The organism is Paenibacillus sp. LK1, from assembly GCF_002750415.1.
GTDB classification, from domain to species: Bacteria; Bacillota; Bacilli; order Paenibacillales; family Paenibacillaceae; genus Paenibacillus; species Paenibacillus taichungensis.
The window spans coordinates 402,040-417,393 of sequence record NZ_PEII01000004.1; the positions used below are offsets into that span (position 1 = coordinate 402,040).

General features: G+C 47.8%; 16 protein-coding genes. 15 read left to right on the forward strand and 1 reads right to left on the reverse strand.

What is annotated here, in order from left to right; all coding sequences use genetic code 11:
• Window positions 1–18 precede the first annotated feature (18 nt).
• The 3 genes from CS562_RS11565 to CS562_RS11575 all read left to right on the forward strand — a co-directional run bounded on the left by CS562_RS11565 (window position 19) and on the right by CS562_RS11575 (window position 2,218).
• Window positions 19–489: a VOC family protein gene (locus tag CS562_RS11565; RefSeq protein ID WP_099855762.1), complete on the forward strand. Its 471-nt coding sequence runs from the start codon at window positions 19–21 to the stop codon at window positions 487–489.
• Window positions 486–1,121, forward strand: coding sequence for a VOC family protein (locus tag CS562_RS11570; RefSeq protein ID WP_099855764.1), 636 nt, complete (start codon window positions 486–488; stop codon window positions 1,119–1,121). Before CS562_RS11565 ends, CS562_RS11570 begins: the two co-directional genes overlap by 4 nt.
• Before the next feature lie 146 nt (window positions 1,122–1,267).
• The gene (locus tag CS562_RS11575) at window positions 1,268–2,218 is read left to right on the forward strand and encodes a hypothetical protein (protein WP_373561712.1); all 951 of its coding nucleotides are present in this window, start codon (window positions 1,268–1,270) and stop codon (window positions 2,216–2,218) included.
• 71 nt (window positions 2,219–2,289) lie between these two features.
• Here the strand turns inward: CS562_RS11575 and CS562_RS11580 are convergent, their stop codons facing one another.
• Window positions 2,290–2,733 (reverse strand): hypothetical protein, encoded by a 444-nt coding sequence (locus CS562_RS11580; protein WP_099855768.1) that lies wholly within the window; start codon window positions 2,731–2,733, stop codon window positions 2,290–2,292.
• Between the two features lie 580 nt (window positions 2,734–3,313).
• Between CS562_RS11580 and CS562_RS11585 the strand changes: the two genes are divergently transcribed.
• From CS562_RS11585 to CS562_RS11640, 12 genes are all read left to right on the forward strand, one after another.
• A complete protein-coding gene (locus tag CS562_RS11585) occupies window positions 3,314–5,167 on the forward strand; it encodes a DUF4127 family protein (RefSeq protein ID WP_099855770.1) in 1,854 nt (617 codons plus the stop codon).
• Between the two features lie 377 nt (window positions 5,168–5,544).
• Window positions 5,545–6,450: a hypothetical protein gene (locus CS562_RS11590; RefSeq protein ID WP_099855772.1), complete on the forward strand. Its 906-nt coding sequence runs from the start codon at window positions 5,545–5,547 to the stop codon at window positions 6,448–6,450.
• 198 nt (window positions 6,451–6,648) lie between these two features.
• On the forward strand, window positions 6,649–6,849 hold the full coding sequence (locus CS562_RS11595) for a YqzN/YkzM domain-containing protein (RefSeq protein ID WP_099855774.1): 201 nt from the start codon (window positions 6,649–6,651) through the stop codon (window positions 6,847–6,849).
• Entirely contained in the window at window positions 6,849–8,312 is a 1,464-nt protein-coding gene (locus tag CS562_RS11600) for a phage tail sheath family protein (RefSeq protein ID WP_099855776.1), read from the forward strand. Before CS562_RS11595 ends, CS562_RS11600 begins: the two co-directional genes overlap by 1 nt.
• Window positions 8,313–8,556: 244 nt before the next feature.
• Complete coding sequence (locus CS562_RS11605) at window positions 8,557–8,964, forward strand: phage tail tube protein (protein WP_064640174.1); 408 nt, start codon at window positions 8,557–8,559, stop codon at window positions 8,962–8,964.
• 158 nt (window positions 8,965–9,122) lie between these two features.
• On the forward strand, window positions 9,123–10,364 hold the full coding sequence (locus CS562_RS11610) for a right-handed parallel beta-helix repeat-containing protein (protein WP_099855778.1): 1,242 nt from the start codon (window positions 9,123–9,125) through the stop codon (window positions 10,362–10,364).
• Window positions 10,365–10,459: 95 nt separating this feature from the next.
• Window positions 10,460–10,894: a phage tail assembly chaperone gene (locus tag CS562_RS11615; RefSeq protein WP_053783415.1), complete on the forward strand. Its 435-nt coding sequence runs from the start codon at window positions 10,460–10,462 to the stop codon at window positions 10,892–10,894.
• A gap of 183 nt (window positions 10,895–11,077) precedes the next feature.
• Window positions 11,078–12,832 (forward strand): hypothetical protein, encoded by a 1,755-nt coding sequence (locus CS562_RS11620; RefSeq protein ID WP_099855779.1) that lies wholly within the window; start codon window positions 11,078–11,080, stop codon window positions 12,830–12,832.
• Between the two features lie 54 nt (window positions 12,833–12,886).
• Window positions 12,887–13,516 carry a LysM peptidoglycan-binding domain-containing protein gene (locus tag CS562_RS11625; RefSeq protein WP_099855955.1) on the forward strand — a complete coding sequence of 210 codons (630 nt, stop codon included), beginning with the start codon at window positions 12,887–12,889 and terminating at the stop codon, window positions 13,514–13,516.
• Window positions 13,513–14,499, forward strand: a complete 987-nt coding sequence (locus tag CS562_RS11630; RefSeq protein ID WP_099855781.1) for an XkdQ/YqbQ family protein — start codon at window positions 13,513–13,515, stop codon at window positions 14,497–14,499. Before CS562_RS11625 ends, CS562_RS11630 begins: the two co-directional genes overlap by 4 nt.
• The gene (locus CS562_RS11635; protein ID WP_099855783.1) at window positions 14,492–14,902 is read left to right on the forward strand and encodes a hypothetical protein; all 411 of its coding nucleotides are present in this window, start codon (window positions 14,492–14,494) and stop codon (window positions 14,900–14,902) included. Before CS562_RS11630 ends, CS562_RS11635 begins: the two co-directional genes overlap by 8 nt.
• Complete coding sequence (locus tag CS562_RS11640) at window positions 14,895–15,350, forward strand: DUF2634 domain-containing protein (RefSeq protein WP_099855785.1); 456 nt, start codon at window positions 14,895–14,897, stop codon at window positions 15,348–15,350. The genes CS562_RS11635 and CS562_RS11640 overlap by 8 nt, the downstream gene beginning before the upstream one ends.
• The last annotated feature ends 4 nt before the right edge of the window (window positions 15,351–15,354 follow it).

The window sequence follows — 15,354 nt, forward strand, 5'->3', positions numbered from 1 at the left end:
GAGAAAGAGGTTTTAATCATGATTAAAGGCATATTTGAGACTCATCTGAACGTAACGGATCTGGAGAGATCCCATCATTTTTATGAACAGATCATTGGATTGCAGCATGCTTATGGGCAGAAGGAACGTGGGAACTCCTTTTACTGGATTGGCGGTGAAGGCAACGCGATGCTCGGACTATGGCAAAAGGACCCTTCCGAGGTGCAGCGGCAGCATTTTGCTTTTCAGGTATCGTTGGAGGACATGAAGCAAGCTGTCACTTATCTGGAAGATAAAGGGATGAAGACGCATAACTTCTTGGATGATGATATTGGCGAGTTGTATGTATTTGGATGGATGCCGGCTGTGTCCGTGTATTTTACCGATCCGGATGGTCATTCCCTGAAATTCATATCGATGCTCCCGGATGAAGCGAAGCCGGAACTCGGCATGGTGCAATGGAGTGAGTGGGAGAAGATGCACGGTCGGGTGAAGGAGGACACAGCATGATTTTTGAAGAGGTCAAATTATATACAGCACGATTGGAAGACATCAAGCACTTTTATATCAATACTCTGGGGTTGAACGTGGCTGAAGAGTCCGAGCATTCCTTTACGCTACAGATTGGTTTAACGAAAATGATATTTATGCGAAGTGAAGCGGATCAGAATCCGTTTTACCACTTCGCCTGGATGATTCCAACGAATCGTTTTCAGGAGGCCAAAGCATGGGCAGCGGCACGTGTCCATCTAAGCAGGCATGAAGGTGAGGATGAGACCTATTCAACCAATTGGAACTCGAATTCGCTCTATTTCGAAGATCCTGTCGGTAACATTCTGGAGCTGATTGCTCATCATACCGTTCATAACGAGAGTGAACGCCCCTTTTCGAAGAAGGATCTGCTGCAGGTGTGTGAGGTGGGACTTGTCACGGAAGATGTGCTTTCTGCGGTAGATGAACTTGAGCAGATGGGATTGAAACGATGGAGAGCGATTAGTGATACCTTTGCCCCTATAGGGGATGTAAACGGTCTGTTTATTGTGGTGAAGAAGGAGCGAACCTGGTTCTTTTCCGAGCAAAAAGCAAACATATATCCACTGGAAGTGTCCATTCGTGATGTTGGGAGACTTCGAATCGGCTAAAATGCGCGGAACAGCAGGTAAACGGTCATATGTGCACCATTTGGATCATCTTATAGAAGTAAACGCTTTAAAAAGAGTGTTTTGCTAAAAAACTGTTGCTGGTCGTGTGTGTATCATGATTCGCATCGATGAAGGGTGGTGGCATGTTGGATCGACGTTTGTTGGAAGAAGGGCTGGCTGTTATTGTGTCCAGTCGGGAGCGTACAGGAGATTTGTGGCACGCCCACTATGGGGCGGGAGCTATTGCGGCTTATTTTTGGGTGAGAGAAAATCGTCTCACTGCCCTTGCGGCGGGCAGTGTTACGGCTGAAGCGAAAGCCATGCTTCGCCAGCACGGGTTAAATGATGGCTTGAACTCCCGGAATGGAGAGGTTTTGCCAAGGGAAGAGGCCGAAGCGCGTATTACAGCAGCGCTGGATCGAACCATCGGAGAACTGCACTGGGTTGGCCATCAGGCCATCTATGGTGCCCTTAGTCTGAAAGCCATTCGTGAACTGGATGGTTGGGGCACAGAACATGACATGAATCAGATGGTTGAACTTATTGATTCTTTTGAACGAACCATTCCAGGTAGATCCTGGGTAAACACAACTGTGAAAGAAATTCGCAGCTTGAAGTTAAGTGAGGCAGACGGATTCCCTGATATAGAACGACCGGAACAATTGTCCCGGCTGATTCTGGATGAGCTTGGCGCATTTCGTAACATATATCAGGCAGAAGCACATCATGATCTGATCGGCCACATGCTAACCTACGGGCACGCGCTTAATATATTATTTGAACTGGATTATCCTGCTTTGTTCCATAAAGGCATTCCGCCTTTTCTCAGGATGGTCAAGGCGCTGCGACTGAGCCGGGATGTGGATGTTGAACAGGAGATGCCAACGTTGCAATCTCCAGTTGACCGTCTGCCATTGATTCGTGCAGAACGCTCTGTTGCACTCCCACATGAACTGGAATACTGGCTCACCGACAGACGTTCCCGCGATTGGCATGGAGGTCATGTGTTCAAATTTCCATTCAGCTTCTACCATCATGCCAGATACGGAAATTCGGTTCCGGAAAGCTGGGAAAACTTCCGCTATATTATCGCGTGAGCAAAATACTTTTAAGAGAGCACAGCCTGAGAAGGCTGTGTTTCTTTTTATCTTTTTAAAGGAGCCAAATTTCAAGGATAAACAGGATTATAATGACTCTGGATATCAGCATGAATGGTGATTTTCGTATGGGCTGACGCGCTGACCATATTCCCCAGGAACTCATAAATGCAATACTCCCCCAGAACGCCCACAAGGGAATGCCTTCGGGCGTAAATGGAAAGGACAGCGAGGGCAGACCTGTATTGCCTATAGACGAGCACAAGGAAAAGTAACTCAAATAGCAGGGTTTGTAGCCAGAAATAATAGATGTGGAGCACTCGAAGCAGAATGACTGTGACCAGGATAAACAGGATACCAACGGAAGAGAATGTTGCAGCGGTCCATCCAATGAGTGAAGTAGTTAGAACATCTGTTTCCTGATAAAAGGTGTACATTGTCAAAGCATACATAATAGGGCCGGCCATATAACTGGTAATAGCAATCCATAGATAGAACCAGAGCTTTTTATTCATGATCGTATCCATCCTTTATTGTAAATAAGGTTAGAAATGCCACTTATATCATATAAACAGCATCAGGAATAGATTTGTTGGATTATCCGGCAGAAGTCTCAGCAAGAAACCGACATTTAACCGCCATGATGGCAACAACAAATAGACGTAATCCATGCGGATAACCGTCAGCACGACCAATTTATACATGTAAGATTGTATTATCGGATCAGTAGCAAGTGACATATCCCGATAAGCACATACGCTAATGTACAGACCGGCCAGGGGCCGGTTTTTTGATGCGGTGATTGCACCCTTGCTCTGATCGGGTACTAAAGAAAGACTGAATATATCATTATAAGTTGAATTTAATTTTTACACCAAAACGGAGAGTGCAGAACCAATCTGAAGAAGCGAAGTTAAAAGCTTTCTGCAAGAAAGCTACTTCGTAAGCATACTCTCGCCTTTAGCACCGGATTTTACCCTTGAACGAAGGGAGCAAGAAAATCTGGGGATAAGAGCGATCGGAAGATGGTACTGCAATCGCAGTGACAAGGTGTAACATCTTTAGTTCAACTTATCTAACAGGAGGTTTTCGGATATGAAAACAGTATTGTATGTTCCACTGGATGATCGTCCAGCGAATCTGGATGACGTCGTTGTACAAGGAAAAGCAGCCGGTATCCATATCATTACACCGCACCTGGGTGACATTCAAAATCGTCTGGATTCCGAGAAAACGGTAGAAGGCACCACATTGCTTGGAACGTCTACGCCTACGTACGGTAAACCGTCCAACATTCATGATTTCATTTTGAAAAATGCCGCCAAAGTGGATGGATTCATCATCTCTTCGGATATGCTGGCTTATGGTGGTCTGATTGGCAGTCGTCAGCTTCGTGAAGATGGAGGTTGCACATATCCTGATTACGATCAGGAAACAACCCGTTTGCTCGATGTGATCAAAGCGATTAAAGGGAAATATCCACGCAAACCGGTGTTTGTAATGGATACCATTATGCGACTCGCCACCACCTCATTTGCAGATGGTCTCGCATTGGATGCCTACAACGAGTCACGTGCACTGATGCAGCAGCCACGCCAGTCTTTTACGGCATTCGAGGATATTGTGAACGGGTACAACCTATCTCCAGAGTCTACGGAATATGGGGAAACGACGTATTTTAATAAAGAACAGTACTACAACACTAGACAACATAAATTCAAAACCAATCTGTATATTCTGGATAAGCTTGCTCGCAAAGGATATATTGATTTCCTCGCCGTAGGCGTCGACGATGCCAATACGCAAGGCGTTCAGATTAATGAGATTAAATATGTGGAAGCACGGATCAATGAATGGCTTGGTGGGACGGATGGACAAAATCCCGATCGGGCGATCATTCTTCCAGATGCAGATGGCCTGGGTCATGCTTTGGTGGCACGTATGGCTAACCAATTGCTTCGTGGTGGGAAAAAAACGCGTTATGCCGTGAAATATTTTGGCCCTCATGGTTCCACGATTATCAATACCTACGAATATATGAATGTGCACGAGAATGTAGTGCGTCATGTGGATATTGTTGGTGGTGTGGTTGTAGCGGATTCTGCTTATCCAGAGCCTGATGTGGCAACGGATACAACTTCCGATGTGGAAAATGAAAATAAATTGACGAATGCTACATCTGTCGATGAAGCTTCTTCGTTTGATATGGCGTCTGAGCTGGATCGCATGACGAATCGTCATCCAGGCAAACCGGGTAAAAAGCCGGTGGACATTGAGATTATTGCCATTACGGCCCTGGATCAGGTGCAGGCGGCTGTGGCGCAATTGACCAGTAATAGTGAGAAGGGTCTTCCTTCGGTGCTGATTGATTTTGTAGGAAAAGGTCCAGCCAACGTCGATGTGGCCGAAGCACTCCTGAACAGTCCGTATACGGGCCGGGTTCTGGGTTACAGTGCATGGAATACGCCGGGGAACAAAATCGGTATGGCTGTGGGTATGGGACAATCCCGTTATGCTTTGATTACAACAGAAACACATGCCCATGCGTTGCGAGATGCCATGAATGCACAGGGGTCATTGTTGTTCAAACGTTTCCTGAAAGATTACTACTATAAAGCAGTAGCAATTGCAGATATCCGTACGTATTCCAGAGCACATGCGCTCTATACCAATGTGGCAACTCTAGCGGATCAGAATATGGTGTTGTTTAACTCAGAAGAAGATTATGCTCATTTGCAGACTTTACTCAGGGATCTGATGCAGACCCACACCACGGCACTGGCGAACAAAACCGCCTTTGTTCAAGGTAATGTAGCGATCAAACAAATTTGTAATGGCGAAGCAGCTTATGCGGAGTATTGCAGTGCACTGCTGGAATATGCGAATCCCGATTTCATTTGGGGACGTGCGTTTGAGATTACGTTGAATCCGAAAGTTACGCTGAAATAGGGTGTTAATGGCATGAGCCACGCTGAGTCGTCTTTTTTCCACCCCAGATACACTCTTATTCGCACCGAAGTCGTACGAATCACCATCCGCGCTAGGGATGAAAGGGTGTAAGATTGTATTATCGGATCAATAGCAAGGACACACACCGAAAGCACATACGCTAATGTACAGATCGGCCACAAGGGGCCGGTCTTTTTTGTTGCGGTGAATGGTGTCCAGCTTTGGCGCCGGTGGAGAACCGTTAGCACAGAGACGTACTGACGATGATTTCCTTTTTCCATTAGCAGATCGGTTAAAGGGGGGAGTTCGTTGCTGCCACATTGTCGCTGCACAATGCGGGCAGATCGAAACTTGCAGCTGAAGGGGGCGAAATAAATGTGTCTATGAGTAGTGACTTAAACAACACGGACAGCACAGGGCAAGCGAGTAACGTCATCAGACGAACGCTGAAGCAGAAGCTGGAGGCTCTTGTTCCGGCATGGAATGGCCGAGTAAAGGACATCCCTGCACCGGGAGAGGTGTTAGCCGGACCTTGTGCCGTGATTGCTTTTGCAGAAGAAGTACCGAAGTCTGCTTGGGCGGGGTATAGGAGGATCATCAAAATCTCTCCATACGCACGCCCCGAAGATGGAGGTGCTGAACAAGTAGAGACTTGGTCAGCAGCGCTGATGGAAGGACTACATCAGGTCAGGCTGGAGGATGAAGAGGGCGGGGCATTTACCTGTATTTATCTGGGTTCTTCGGATGGTGATCGTGTGGATGCCAGTTCTGGACTGGTTACGCGCAGCCTGCGGTTTGGGGTGTATGTTCCAGAAATGCTGGAATACGCTCAGGCTGAAACCACAGATTTGTGGATGGCTGCACTTCAGGGCTGGACACGAACTCAGCTCGGACAGGAGTGGTCCGTATATGGGGATGCCTGGCCTGGAGGTTATAAGGCCAAGTCCGTACTGTGGCGATTGACGGGATGCAGCACAACCACCGCAGGGACTTCTGCGCTGGAGATTCGTAAGCAATGGATTGGGCATGTGCTGGCTGCGAATGTGGGAGATGTCCATCAAACGGTCACACATCTGGTTGAACAACTGGCTGTGCAACCCCGTATTGCTTTGACGGATACAGACGGTACGCGATATGTGACGGTGGATGAAGTTTCTGCCGACTTGCAGGCAGACGCTTACTTAAACGGGCAGATTCGTCTGACGTTGCAGCAGCGTATTCGCCGTCCGGGTACGGATGTGCCATTAATTCGTGAGATTCACCATAGCAAAGGGATAGAGTAAGCGCTAGTCGAGAGGGACTCTAGATGGGGTTCCAGATGAGAAATTCAATATCATACTTTAGCTTCAAATTCATAGGTTCATAGCTTCGAAATCGAATAGCTTGTATAGGGTCATAGGGACAAAAATTCATAGGTCAAAATTATAGGCCAAGATCTGGTTCAAAGAATGCAGCAGTCCAACAGATGAGGTGAAATGGTAATGGCAAGCTCCGTGAAAAATAACAAACAGGCTGCCCCGCAGTATACGCAGGCCGAGCTGATGAATCATGCCGAAGCCCTCTTTGCCGTTAAGGCAGAGGTGCTGTATGGTGCGCTGTACGAAGCAGCGCAAGAGACGTTTTCCATAGAGGAAGCGAAGGAACGTATCAACCAATTTATGAAAGCGAAGGTGAAGGGATAATGGCAGGCGGAACTTGGGAGCAAACGAATCGTCCGGTACTTCCGGGCTTATATATGAATTTTCAGGCGGCAGCGTCTTCAGCTATTCAGGCTGGTAATCGCGGAACGGTTGTTGTGCCGATCAAGGCCAACTGGGGTCCGGTGGGCACTTTTGTAGAAGTCGGCAGTGAAGCTGCAATTGAGCGTATTTTCTCGGCGCATGCCCTGGATAATGGAACAGCTTATACATCCTTGAAGCTCGCCCTGCTAGGAGGGCCGAAAAAGCTGCTCGCTTATCGGGTAGCCGGAGAATCGGCGAAAGCAGCGACGCTTACGCTGAAAGACAGCAGTGATGCAGCCGTTCTGCAACTGGACGCCAAGTATCCGGGTGACCGAGGTAACGGGTTCTATGTCACCATTCAACCGGGTGTAATTGATATTACAAAGCATGAAGTACGCTTGTTTGAAGGCAACCGGATGCTATATGCACTGCTGACTGCGGATATTTCGGCAGCGTCGCTGGCGAAAGAGATCAACGCGGATGAAAGCAACATTTGGATTAACGCGCAGGCGATTGGCGAGGGTACAGGTGTTGTTGCAACCGTTGCGGGAGCGGCGTTCAAAGGTGGTGCAAGTGGCAACGATGGACTGACCAATGCGGAGTATATCGCCGTGCAGGGCGCGCTGGAAGGTGAGCAATTTGACGTTTTGGCATTGGATCATGCGGCGGATGCGCCTTTGCTGGCGAGCTTTGCAGCTTGGGTGAAACGTGTGCGCAATGAGGGTAAACCCGTGATGGCTGTATTCGGTGGTACTACGGCAGACGACACCTCTGCGACTGCAGCACAGAAGGCAGCAGCACGTTCACTTACGTTGAATCATGAGGGTGTGATTAATGTTGGTACGGGTGTGCGTCTGGGAGATGCGTTCTACAGCTCGGCGGAAACGTCTGCTTATGTTGCGGGTCTGATTGCCGGACAACGTCTGAATGAATCCACCACATACGCAGCATCTCCGTTCGATGACGTGACGCGTCGCTGGACTCGTGCAGAACAGGAGCAGGCGGTTCAGAATGGTGTATTTATTTTCTTCCATGATGGACGTCAGGTGAAGGCGCTTCGCGGAGTGAATACACTCGTGACCCCTGCCGCAGGACAGAATAATGCCTGGAAAAAAATCCGTTCCATTCGTGTGATGGATGCAATTAATACAGATTTGCAGCGCTCTGCTGAAGATACGTATATCGGCAAAGTGAACAATACGGAAGAAGGACGTCAGGCGCTGATCGGTGCGATGAAAGCCTATCTGGCGATGCTCGCACAGAGCAATGTCATTGAAGCTGAGGGATACGATGTCGTTCTCGATCCGGCGTATTATGGTGCTGCACCAATTCTCAAGCCAGAGGCAGATCAGGTATTCCTGCAATGGAATGTGAGGCTGACGGATGTAATGGAGCAGTTGTTTGGAACGTTTTACGTGCAATAAGATTTGTGTAGGAGAGAAGATCGGTTATTAGATTGACTAAAAATTATTTGAGCTGGTGTTTTACACGATAACGGAGAGGGCAGAAAAAATTTGGAGAAACAAAGTGCTCGCCTTTATCTCCGGATTTTCCCTTTTGAAAAGAGGATCAATAAAATCTGGGGATAACAGCGATCGGAAGATTGTTCTGCCCGCGGAGTTATACCGTGTAACAATGATCAGCCAACCATTCCAAGGAGGAATTGTCATGTTGGATGCGTCAAGAGTCATTCTCGGTACCCATGGTCAGCTGCATATCGATGGTGTGTGGCAGACCAATATTAATAAGCTGGAGGCCAGCGTTGAAATTGAGAAACGTGAGCTGAATCTGGTCGGCAACGATTGGAAAGTACACAAGAATGGTGCTAAAAAAGGAACAGGTACCATGACAGGTTACAAAGTCACTTCGGACATGATCCAGCGCGGCTTCACCAAGTTTCAGATCATCTCGAAGGTAGACGATCCTGAATCCTATGGACATGAGAGTGTCCTGCTGAAAGGTTGCATGGTGGACAAAATCCAACTTGCTAACTGGACAGCGGGTGAGGAAGTACCGGAGGAAACAAGTTTTACATTTGAAGGATTTGAATTGTTGAACCCGATTGTAGCGAACTAAAATTTTTCAGAGCCGGCTTCTGCAAACATCGTAGTAGAAACATTTATTTTCATGTGATATCTAGTTTCTGTGTTATAGGCCCGAAAAAAAACCTTTTTCTCAACAGTGCATACTACATCATGGGAATATAAATCTTTATTACTGAGGAGACGATTGATATGTTATCCATTAAAGATTTTGAAAGTTTGGTACCTGATAAAAGTTTGCCTGTTTCCCAATGGGACTGGACCAAGGCATTTGATAAGCTGATGCAAAGTAACGAGATAAATGTAATGATTCCTTCGGGCACATATCTGCTTAAATACACACTTAAGATTACTAAGCCGAAGAATATTTATGGGAATGAAGCAATTTTAATGCTTGAAGCTCCTTTGCAAATTGAAGGCTCCAATATCAATCTCAACGATCTTAAGTTTAGGAGTGAAAAGCAAGTTCGGGCCATTCATCTGCATAATACTATGAATGTAAGTGTTCATCATTGTGACTTTGAAAATATCATGGAAACGGCTATTTATTTTGAGAACAAAAGTCATCAAAATGTTAGTATCACAGACTGCAATTTCGAAAATATAGGTAGAAACATTACCAATATTGTTGTTCAGGGTAATGCCGTTTATGTTCAAAATGCTGCTACAGTATTTATCGAGAATTGTGAAATGCATGATATTTGGGGGCAATCCGCCATTACGGTACGAAGTTCAAGTGATATCAAGATCACCAATTGTATCATTGAGGATACTGCTTATCGTGGAATTCAAACGTATGGTTCCGATTCGGGCTCGGCAGCAGATTCTGTGCGTAACATGGAGATTACGGAATGTGAAATCAGAAGAACAGGGGAGTTAAACCAGACCCTACAAGGTGATGCTACAAATGGGATTTTTGTTCGTAATCCGCAGGGGACTGCCGCTGACGTTAAAATTTCCAACTGCACTATTGAATATTGCGGAGAGAACTTCATTGAAGGGAACTTTCACGCATTCAATAATACGATGAAATATTCTGGTTATTATCCTCATTTCACGACGCCTTCGAAAGAGGGATTGTTTCCTCAGACTAACTCGGTAATTGAAGGAAACTCTATTCATTACTCATATTTAGAAGCGATCAAATTATTTTTCAGCCGTAACAATATTGTGATCAATAACAATACAATTCATGATTGGGATATGACAACCGCATCCAAATCTTCCTATTTACCAGCGATCACGATGCAAACGAAGTTATCTTCGGATGTAATGAATAATATTACAATTCAAAATAATACGATTACTGGTCCGGCAAGGAAATTGATGAATGGAAATACGATTAAAGGAGAACAAGAAGTAATCAAAAAGATTCCGTCCCCTGGAACTTTTGGTACGATTACTTATTCCAATAATCAGATTATTCTTGAATAATGATGTGTGTTTGTAGAATTATTATTGAGCAGCCCTAGCCAGGGCTGCTTTTATTTTAAATTGAAACTATGTAGCTAAGAAGGAGATCACAACCAATGAGTATGAATGAGAATATGTCTGAAGAACAAATTTTGGATCAGTTGTTTGAAGCAGCAGAACGTTTGCCGGAAGAGAATGTACGCATTCAACGTTTGGATCTGTTGCTGACCCTGCGTGGATTGACGTCCTCCAAAGTGGATCAGATTCGCGAACGCTGTACGATTCGAAAAACAGTCAAAGGCCGCACCGAGGAAAAGGTGGATACCGAAACGTTTAACGCGCTGCTGATTTCCGAAGCTACGGTGAAAATGAATGTACGCGGACTCGAACTGTCCGGTTGGGGAGACAACCGCATCACGGGTCGCATGAAGCTATCCGGTGGGGAACAAGCGGTTCGCCGCATGTTACTCGCGGGTGAGCTGGATGCCGTTGGCGACAAGGTACTTGAGCTTTCCGGCTTCGGTGTGGAGATTGAAGACCTAAAAAACTGATTCACTCCGGCGGGATGACTACGTTCTTATATCACATGTGGGTTCGTCATCATCTACGGCCCGGAGAATTCTGGTCTTTACCACGCGGGGAGCGCTCGCTGTTGATTGCTTTCTCGGAAGAGGAAATGGCAGCGATCACCTCGCAAATGAATCGATGATTAGATCGGACAGGGGGTGAAAGAAATGGCAGAAATGATTGTGGGCTTGTCCAAATCAAACGCGGAAATGCGAACGACGATCCGGTATCTGGATCAGATCCAGCGTTCTACCGAACGTCTGGGCAGGGTTCGATATCAGAGTCTGATCAAGGTGAACAATGAGCTGAGAACAACCGGGCGCAGGCTGGAGAGCATTTATAGCACGGCTGTGCGATTGAGTAGGTTGCGGATTACACCTAAGATTGGATTGGATGACCAACTTAGTCCGGCACTTGACCGTGCACTACTGAAACTGAACAGCTTCAGGAACCAGGTAGTTAAGGCTTCGGGGACTGTGTCAGTGGAGGTTCGGCAGAAGGTTGAAGTGGCGATGGGGAAAATGAACCCGGCGAGTGGGCCTTCTATGTCAGTTGTGATTGGGAGTCATAATACAACGATTAATAATGCAGCTAAAGAAGAGGATAAAAAGTGGTATGAACACCTTTATGAATTTACGGACTTTGTAAACAATATTACAGATATTGGTGAAAAAGCAAAAAAAATGTTCGGTAGAAAGTCTAAAAAGGATAAGGCTTCTAATCCCAGTAAGAGTACAGAAGTGGCGGAAGGTAAGATAGGCAAGAATCAAACTCGAAACAGTTCAAGAACAGGTAGTGACACATCAAGCAAACCGCCTGTCCGGAAAGTATCTGGTGGACGAGGGGGAGGAAGGTTTGCTTCCAGAGCAGCTACACCAACTCCTGCACCAACGCCGAGTATGTCCCAAATTGATACAGACACATCTGAGCGTGCCTTTCAGGAAGCTAAAAAAATGGACAGAAACCGAAGAATTGGTGGCGGTAAAAAGTCAAATTTGGTATCAGGCTTGATGTCTAGTTCACCCATGGCGATGTCCAATCTATTCTCGGGAGATGGCATGTTGGGTAAATTGGGCGGCGGCCTTGCCAAAGGTGCTGGAAAACTGGTTCGTCCAATCAGCATGCTCGCTGATGTGGCCAACATCGCAAGCGCACCGCCGGAAGAGAGGGGCCGCGCAGTGGGCTCAATGATTGGCGGTGCCGCAGGTACGGCGATTGGTAGTGCAATTGGTAGCGTCATTTCACCCGTCATTGGCACGTATATAGGCGGTGCAGTCGGCGGTTGGGCTGGCAGTGCAGCAGGCGGCTGGATTGGGGACAAATCCAAGGATATCGGGAAATTCATGTCCAACGCTACCGAGGGGGTAGGTAATGCATTGTCGGGTGCAGCGGATTACATCTCTGAGAAAACGAAGAACATCACCGATGGCATATCCAGTTTCTTCGGTTTCGGCTCCAAGAAGGAGGACAAGAGCGTATCCGTGGCATCGTTGGCTTCACCGTCGCAAGTAGCAACAGGTCCGCAGATGACACCTGCCTATGTGCCACCGGCACTGACAATGACCGGTCCAGCAGCATATTTGAACAGTAAAGTCGGCCAGTCTACATCTGCTGGTTTCATGGGAACAAGCGTGATGCAGTCCCAAGCGATGGCGCTCGGTAACGGTGCACAGACAAATGGGAAATCATCTACGATGACGGTACAAATATCCGAAGACCAGATGAGCAGTCTGTCCAGTTACCTCAAGGATTTTAAAACCGAGACGACCAATCAGATCTCCGTAAACGTACCACAAGGAGCTGTGCAGGTGACTGTCCGTGAAAACGCCATCGACTACGATGCGATCTCGCATCAAGTTGGAATGAGATTTGCAGGCGAAGTGCGCCGTGCGATGGAAAATCGAAAAACGATTATGGCCTAAGCAGAAAGGAGGCCTGTCATGACTGTATTTGAAGATAACGTGGAAGGTATCAAAATGGAATTCACCCTGATCGATGGGAAAACGAAATTTCAATTTCCGGTGAAACCGGAAGAACTGACGATCTCCCGATCCAAAGGGTACGAAACGATTAATATGCTGGAGTATGGCGAGTTTGATTTTGCTCAGGGAGAGAAGGTGAAGGAGATCACCTTCTCTTCTTTTTTTCCAAAAGAATATGATGCGTCCTATTGCATGTACGAGCCTTTGCCTGATCCGCGTGTAGCGATGAATATGCTGAACACGTTTCTGGTATCGAAAAAACCGCTGCGCTTCATCATTACCAACACAGGGGTAAACGTGCCCGTGTATCTGATCTCACACAATACGACCTTTCGGGGCGGTGAAAGCGGGGATATTTACTTTGACATTACGCTGCGAACGTGGCGGGATTCCAAAGTGGAGAAGGTTGGCGGCGCAACATCTGCGAGTAAGTCCGGTTCTCGTACGGATCTGAAAACGAGCAGCAAGACCTACGCCGTCAAATCTGGCGATTCCCTGTCTAAAATAGCAAAGCTTGAGCTGGGCAGCAGTTCCAAATGGAACGAGATTTATAAGCTCAATGTGAAGACCATCGGCAGCGATCCCAACCGGATCAAGCCGGGACAAAAGCTGGTGATGCCATGACCTACAAGGTCATTGTCGACGACAAATATGACATCACCAAGCTGGTGGAGACGATTACGTTGAAGGATTCGCTCGACCAGATTGCCTATCAGGCGAACATCCGGCTGGCGGTGTCAGCGTCTTCGGGTCTGCCTGCGATCTCACCGGGTATGGCGGTGCGGATCAGCGGGATTCCTTTTGGCGAAAAATCAATGGTTCACTTGCTGCACCCTGCCGTCATTTGGGAAGTGGAAAGCTCTAACAGCGGCACCAAGCGACTGTCCCTGACCGTCTACGACCGGATGATTTATCTGGAAAAATCAGAGGATGAGTTCCTTCTGCCGAAAGACCAGACTGCCACGCAACGACTGAAAACGTACGCTAAGGAATGGAAAATTCCCTACACCGCGCTGCCGGATACCAAAACGAAGCTGAGCAAAGCGGTATATCGGTCGCAGACGATTTTTTCGATGATGTTTGCCGATCTGAAAGAAACGGTGAAGTCCGGTGGTGATATGTATCATCCGCGGATGACGCCGAGTGGGTTGCAGTTGTTCAAGGTAGGCAGTAATGCGAAGGTGCACGAGCTGGATCGGCTGATCGATCTGACTCAGATGCGTACGCTCGAAGGCGCGGTTACGAAAGTTAAAGTGATGGCGGCCTCCGAGTCCAGCAGTGGCAAAGAGGTTCCTTCCAAAGTGCTCGCGATTGAGCAGGATGGTGTAGCCGAGCTGGGCACACTGCAAAAGCTGATCGAGGACGATCAGGTCAAAACAGCGACGGCCGCCAAGAAGCTGGCGAAAAGCAAGCTGACGGGTGTTCAGGAGACCTTTACCGTATCTGCACCAGATGTGAATACGATTCGTGCCGGAGACGCGGTGCTGCTCAAAGGGTTGAAACTGATCGTCATGTCGGTTAGCCGTGATCTGTCCGCTGGACCTGGAACGATGACGTTGGAGCTGGGGACAGCCGAGCTGGTGAAAAGGAGGTTTTACCTTGAATAAAGATGATCCGTATGGGCATTTTGCCGAGGTCATGCGCGGAGCGATGAGTACCCATACCCGTCAGGCCGTGAGCGGCATGGGCGCGGTGCTGGGAACGATGACTTCATCCGGCGTAAAGCTGGATGACTTCAAGCACGAAGTGCAGGACTATCTCGTGGCCGAGCTGCCGGGCACACTTGGGTTGCCGGAGCGCGAGGCTGCTGGCGCGATTTCCGGTATACCTGACGTGGCAAACGGCAGAACGACGGGCACGGGACGGTTTCTTTTGCAAAAAGGGGAAGTGGAAGAAGCGGTGTGGTCTCTTGGTAAAGGATTGAAAGCCGGTGACCGTGTGCTGGCGATGCGAGTGAATGGCGGTAACGACATTGTGGTGCTGTGTAAGGTGGTGAGTGCGAATGCCTAGTTTGTTCCCGGAAACGGGTTTGGTATGGGGAGATGAGGAAGATCTGTCGGGGGCGGCTTCGGAAGAGGTGAGGTTTGGACGGAGCTGGCGATTCGATTACGATGCGGGGGATTTTGTGCTGACTCCAAGTGGCAAAGTCGCTGCGGCGAGTGGGAATGAAGCTTGGGTGCAATGGTGCATCAAGGCGGTAAAAACGCCAAGGTACAGACATGTGATCTACTCCCGAAACTATGGTTCGGAGCTGGAGGAGTTAGTTGGTCAGGGGGACAGCCGGGGAGTGATCGAAAGTGAGATAACCCGGATGGTTACAGAGACACTGCTCGCTGATCCACGCACGGATTCGATAGACCAGTTTACGTTCGATTGGAATCGGGAGCAGTGCATGTTCTCGTGTCGTGTGGCGAGTGTACAGGAAGAGATGTTTATTTTGGAAAGTGAGGTGATCTGACGGG

What these genes read in the sequence shown, in the direction of transcription:
- CS562_RS11605 (WP_064640174.1), top strand. Translation starts at nt 8,557, where the DNA reads ATGTTGGATGCGTCAAGAGTCATTCTCGGTACCCATGGTCAGCTGCAT.
- CS562_RS11570 (WP_099855764.1), top strand. Translation starts at nt 486, where the DNA reads ATGATTTTTGAAGAGGTCAAATTATATACAGCACGATTGGAAGACATC.
- CS562_RS11640 (WP_099855785.1), top strand. Translation starts at nt 14,895, where the DNA reads ATGCCTAGTTTGTTCCCGGAAACGGGTTTGGTATGGGGAGATGAGGAA.
- CS562_RS11580 (WP_099855768.1), bottom strand. Translation starts at nt 2,733, where the DNA reads ATGAATAAAAAGCTCTGGTTCTATCTATGGATTGCTATTACCAGTTAT.
- CS562_RS11625 (WP_099855955.1), top strand. Translation starts at nt 12,887, where the DNA reads ATGGAATTCACCCTGATCGATGGGAAAACGAAATTTCAATTTCCGGTG.
- CS562_RS11615 (WP_053783415.1), top strand. Translation starts at nt 10,460, where the DNA reads ATGAGTATGAATGAGAATATGTCTGAAGAACAAATTTTGGATCAGTTG.
- CS562_RS11585 (WP_099855770.1), top strand. Translation starts at nt 3,314, where the DNA reads ATGAAAACAGTATTGTATGTTCCACTGGATGATCGTCCAGCGAATCTG.
- CS562_RS11610 (WP_099855778.1), top strand. Translation starts at nt 9,123, where the DNA reads ATGTTATCCATTAAAGATTTTGAAAGTTTGGTACCTGATAAAAGTTTG.
- CS562_RS11620 (WP_099855779.1), top strand. Translation starts at nt 11,078, where the DNA reads ATGGCAGAAATGATTGTGGGCTTGTCCAAATCAAACGCGGAAATGCGA.
- CS562_RS11600 (WP_099855776.1), top strand. Translation starts at nt 6,849, where the DNA reads ATGGCAGGCGGAACTTGGGAGCAAACGAATCGTCCGGTACTTCCGGGC.
- CS562_RS11595 (WP_099855774.1), top strand. Translation starts at nt 6,649, where the DNA reads ATGGCAAGCTCCGTGAAAAATAACAAACAGGCTGCCCCGCAGTATACG.
- CS562_RS11565 (WP_099855762.1), top strand. Translation starts at nt 19, where the DNA reads ATGATTAAAGGCATATTTGAGACTCATCTGAACGTAACGGATCTGGAG.
- CS562_RS11630 (WP_099855781.1), top strand. Translation starts at nt 13,513, where the DNA reads ATGACCTACAAGGTCATTGTCGACGACAAATATGACATCACCAAGCTG.